At 60.2% G+C, this 329-nt stretch carries 1 protein-coding gene; it reads right to left on the reverse strand.

Annotated elements, in window-relative coordinates:
* Positions 1–47: 47 nt before the first annotated feature.
* Positions 48–329, reverse strand: a 282-nt coding sequence (locus tag ACFWW2_RS02825) for an Ig-like domain-containing protein (protein WP_393925974.1), incomplete at its 5' end; no start/stop codon positions are given.

Below are 329 nucleotides of genomic sequence, written 5' to 3' on the forward strand. Positions count from 1 at the left end.
GGACTCCCCCGCAAACTATACCGTGCGATTTTCTCTGTTTGCCTCCCCTACCCAATTAGTAGATCTTTTGCGGTGCTCTCTCCGCCATTGCCGTCATCGACGGTATATGTGAATGTATCCGTCAGGGTCTGACCAAGTGCCAGGGTCTGGACAGCATGTGCGCTGGTGGGATCATAGATGATCGTCCCATCGGGGTTCAGCGTCAGGGCGGCCCCCTGGGTGCTCGCGGCAGACACCGCCGTCCCTGTCAGCGCATCCCCGTCGCCATCACTGTCAGTGGCCCGAAGCGTGGCGGCCTCAACCAGGCTGACACCATCTTCTGTGACCGG

Origin of the sequence: Yoonia sp. R2-816 (genome assembly GCF_046762905.1) — a bacterium.
GTDB lineage: Bacteria > Pseudomonadota > Alphaproteobacteria > Rhodobacterales > Rhodobacteraceae > Yoonia.